The following is a 2,906-nucleotide window of genomic DNA, read 5'->3' as shown; positions in this document are numbered from 1 at the left end:
CTGCACGCCGACGGCTGGCCGGTCCTGCTGACCGATGCGGACGCCGCCGCGGTGGCCGCCGCCGCGGCACCGCTCGGCGGCTGGTCCCGACCGCTCGACGTACGGGACGAGGCGGCCTGTGCCGAGGTGGCCGCGGAAGCGGCCGGGGCACCCGGCGGGCTGGGACTCTGGGTGAACAACGCCGGGCTGCTGGCCACCGGACCGGCCTGGACGCACGATCCGGCGACCCGGCGTCGGCTGGTCGAGGTCAACGCGCTGGGGGCGATGAACGGCACCCTCGCCGCCCTGGCCGTGCTGGGGGCGCAGGGCCACGGGCACGTGCTCAACGTCGTCTCGCTCGCCGGGCTGATCGCCGCACCGGGCGAGACGGTCTACGCGGCCAGCAAGCACGCGCTGCTGGCGTTCAGCCTCGGCACGCTTGCCGACCTGCGGATGGCGGGCGTCCGGGGGGTACACGTGTCGTGCCTGTGCCCGGACGGGATCTGGACGCCGATGCTGCACGACAAGCTGGACGACCCCGGCGCGCTGGCCTCCTTCACCGGCGCGATGCTCACGCCGGAGCGGGTGGCCGCGCGGGCCGTACGACTGGCCCGCCGGCCCCGCCCGGTGGTCAGCATGCCGCGCTGGCGCGGCGCGCAGGTCCGGCTCCTCGACGCCTTTCCCCGGCTCGCCCTGGCCCTCACCCCGGTGGTGCGGGCGACGGGGCGGGCCGGCCAGCGGCGGCAGGCCCGCCGGGTCCGGGCGGATCCGAGCCCGCCTCGCTTGTAACGTTGCCGGCGTGACTCATCTCGACCGGTGCGACGAGGCCAGCCGGCGCTGGGTGACCGAGGCGATCGCCACGGTCGAGGCGGACGCCAACCGCTCCGCCGACACCCACCTGCTGCCCTTCCCGCTGCCCCGCGAGTGGGGCATCGACCTCTATCTCAAGGACGAGTCGGTGCACCCCACCGGGTCGCTCAAGCACCGGCTGGCCCGTTCGCTGTTCCTCTACGGGCTGTGCAACGGCTGGATCGGCCCGGAGACCACGATCGTCGAGGCGTCGCCCGGCTCGACCGCCGTCTCCGAGGCGTACTTCGCGCGGATGCTCGGCCTGCCGTTCATCGCGGTCATGCCCGCCTCCACCTCGCCCGAGAAGATCGCCCAGATCGAGTTCCAGGGCGGGCGCTGCCACCTGGTCGAGGACCCGGCCAAGGTGGTGATCGAGGCGCGCTGGCTGGCCGAGGACGCCGGCGGCCACTACATGGACCAGTTCACCTACGCCGAGCGGGCCACCGACTGGCGGGGCAACAACAACATCGCCGAGTCGATCTGGGCCCAGCTCGCGCTCGAACGCCACCCGGTGCCGACCTGGGTCGTGGTGGGGGCCGGCACCGGCGGCACCAGCGCGACCATCGGCAGGTACGCCCGCTACCGCCGGCTGCCCACCAAGCTCTGCGTGGTCGACCCGGAGAACTCGGCGTTCTATCCCGCCTGGCTGGCCGGCGACTGGTCGGTACGCACCGGTCGCGGCTCCCGGATCGAGGGCATCGGGCGGCCCGGTGTCGAGCCGTCCTTCCTGCCCAGCGTGGTCGACCGGATGGTCCAGGTGCCGGACGCCGCGTCGCTGGCCGCCATGCGGGCCGGCTCGACGGTGCTCGGCCGCCGGGTGGGCGGGTCCACCGGCACCAACCTCTGGGGCGCCTTCGGGCTGATCGCGGAGATGCGCGCCGCCGGCCGCACCGGCTCGGTGGTCACGCTGATCTGCGACCCGGGCGACCGCTACGTCGACACCTACTATTCCGACAGGTGGGTGGCGGCGCAGGGGCTCGACCTCGCCCCGCACCTGGCCACCATCGACCGGTTCCTGACCGACGGCGCGTGGCCGGCCTGACCGGTCAGCGCGCGTCGGCCCGCTCGGCGAGCCCGGGATAGCGCACCACGAAGCCTTCCGGGTCGACCTCCAGGTCGGCGGTGAAGCCGTCGCTCGCGAAGCGCACCCGGCCCGGCCCCAGCGAGGTGTAGACCTGCTCGGCGGGGATCACCTCCAGGGAGGGCAGCAGCACCCACGCGACCTTCACCCCGGTGGCCAGGTCGGCGGGGAGCCGGCCCAGCCCGATCCGGCGGATGGGCAGCGTGTTGGTCAGCGGGGAGCCGCCCAGGTCGACGTCGAGCGCCTCGGCCAACCGGTCCGGGTCGTCGGTGCCCGGCAGGCCCGCCGTGGGGTGCCCGGCCGCGCGCAGCGCCGCGTCCAGGTCGCCCTCCTCACCGGTACGCACGCGCCACCCGTCGCCGCCCCGTTCCAGGCGTACGCTCCGCGACCAGCCGGCGCCGTCCGCGTCGACCTCCAGCCGGCTCGTCGACCAGTCCGGCGCGAGCGTCAGGCGGTAGCGGCAGGTGTAGGGAATCGGGTCCACGGCCAGCGCCACACCGTGCGCGGTCAACCCCTGACGCTCGTCGAGCACGACGTGCTCGGAGCCGGCGGTGTCGGTCCGGACCCAGAAGAGCGACTTCGGCATGCCCCGGACGTTACGCGAGCGGTCCGACACCGGCAGCGGATGCGCGAACGCCGCCGCCGAGCGGTGCTCGACGGCGGCGTGGCGTGGCGTCTGTGGTCAGTGGGTGCGGGCCGGCGGACGCCCGCCGAATCCCCGCCTGTCGTCGCGCGGCCGGTCGTCCCGGCCCCGCCCCTCCGGCCGAAATCCACCCCGGCGCTCCGCCGACCGGAAGTCACCCCGGTCGCCGTAGCGCCGCTCGGCCTGGCCGTCCCGGTCGCCGAAGCGCCGCTCGCCCTGCGGGCGGTCCTCGTGGCGGCGGTCGCCGAAGCCGTGCCCGCCGCTCGGCCGGTCGTCGCGCCGCCTGTCGGTACGGGCGTCCCGGTCGTAACCGGGCCCACCCGCCGGGCGGTGCCGGTCGCCGAACGGCCGGTC

The 2,906-nt window shown here is 75.4% G+C and carries 3 protein-coding genes and 1 pseudogene; 2 read left to right on the top strand and 2 right to left on the bottom strand.

The window, feature by feature from the left end; translation table 11 throughout:
- Positions 1–768 (top strand): SDR family NAD(P)-dependent oxidoreductase (locus tag HUW36_RS29815; RefSeq protein ID WP_174531146.1); only part of this gene is annotated, 768 nt, incomplete at its 5' end.
- 10 nt (positions 769–778) lie between these two features.
- Positions 779–1,870 carry an L-cysteine desulfhydrase Cds1 gene (cds1, locus tag HUW36_RS29810; protein ID WP_174531145.1) on the top strand — a complete coding sequence of 364 codons (1,092 nt, stop codon included), beginning with the start codon at positions 779–781 and terminating at the stop codon, positions 1,868–1,870.
- A gap of 4 nt (positions 1,871–1,874) precedes the next feature.
- On the opposite strand, the gene HUW36_RS29805 is transcribed toward cds1, so the two are convergent.
- Together HUW36_RS29805 and HUW36_RS29800 are read right to left on the bottom strand one after the other, a co-directional pair.
- Positions 1,875–2,495, bottom strand: a complete 621-nt coding sequence (locus HUW36_RS29805; RefSeq protein WP_174531144.1) for a putative glycolipid-binding domain-containing protein — start codon at positions 2,493–2,495, stop codon at positions 1,875–1,877.
- A gap of 96 nt (positions 2,496–2,591) precedes the next feature.
- A pseudogene (locus tag HUW36_RS29800) lies at positions 2,592–2,906 on the bottom strand (DEAD/DEAH box helicase); the annotation flags it as partial.

It is taken from the genome of Micromonospora maritima (assembly GCF_902825405.1).
GTDB classification, from domain to species: Bacteria; Actinomycetota; Actinomycetes; order Mycobacteriales; family Micromonosporaceae; genus Micromonospora; species Micromonospora maritima.
The sequence above is the reverse complement of the archived record's forward strand: the minus strand, read 5'-3'. Positions and strand labels throughout refer to the sequence as shown.

Bases quoted from the DNA above. Each gene is read 5' to 3' on its own strand.
- HUW36_RS29805 (WP_174531144.1), bottom strand. From the start codon at position 2,495: ATGCCGAAGTCGCTCTTCTGGGTCCGGACCGACACCGCCGGCTCCGAG.